Source organism: Caballeronia sp. LZ034LL, assembly GCF_031451215.1.
Lineage (GTDB): Bacteria > Pseudomonadota > Gammaproteobacteria > Burkholderiales > Burkholderiaceae > Caballeronia.
In genome coordinates, this window is record NZ_JARUXR010000022.1 from 1 (window position 1) to 974 (window position 974).

Annotated in this window: 1 protein-coding gene; it reads right to left on the reverse strand. The window is 63.8% G+C overall.

Going from position 1 to position 974, the window contains the following annotated elements; genetic code table 11:
* Nucleotides 1–974, reverse strand: a 974-nt coding sequence (locus QCE83_RS35005) for an ABC transporter permease subunit (RefSeq protein WP_309821473.1), incomplete at both ends; no start/stop codon positions are given.

Here is a 974-nt window from a genome sequence, read left to right on the forward strand (position 1 = left end):
GGCAGCGTCGTGCTCAGGCCGCCTGACGAGAACAGCGCGATGGTCAACTCATCGAACGAAGTCGCGAACGCGAACAGGAACGACGAGAGCATGCCTGCGCTCAGGATCGGGAAGGTTACTCTTCTGAGTGTCGTGAAGGTACGTGCGCCCATGCTCTGTGCGGCGAGGTCAAGGCGCGTGTCGTAGTTGCGCAGCACCGCCATCATCGTGATCACGACGTACGGCACGGCGACCACCGTGTGCGCCAGCACCAGTCCCAGCGACGAACCCACCAGACCGATCTTCGCGAAGAAGTAGAACACGCCCACGGCCAGGATCATGCGCGGCACTACGATCGGGGCGAGCACGAACGCCAGCATCGCCGCATTCCAGCGCAAGCCGCCGCGCACCAGCAGGAACGCCGCGGGCGTGCCGATCGCCATCGACAGCACACCGGTGCCCACGCCGACTACGAGCGAACGGGTCGCGGCCTGCATCCACAGGGGCGATTCCATCACTTGCTGGTACCACTGCAGCGACACGCCATGCGGCGGCCAGGCGAGGCCCGAGGCGGAATCGAAGGACAGCGGGATCATCAGGAACGCAGGTGCGCTCAAGAACACCAGGATCAGCGTGACCACCGTGCGCAATGTCATGCCGTTGCCGTCGCCTGCGCGTTTCTTGCGCTTGGGAAGCAATGCGATCAAGGCATCGGTTGCGTTTGCCAGCAGCGTGAGCAGCGCGTCGCCGACCTTGCGGCCCATGCCGCCGTGCTGCTTCGGGTTGTTCGCCGTGCTGCCACCGGTCATGGTCGAGAGACCCACCATCCGGTCATACACCACGAACACCACCAGCACCACCGCCAGCAGCAGCACCGAGATCGCACCCGCAAAACCCCAATTCAACGCCTGCAACACCTGATCGATGATCAACTGCGTAATCATCGTCTCGTGACGTCCGCCCAGCAGCGTCGGCGTGATGAAGAAGCCGATTGC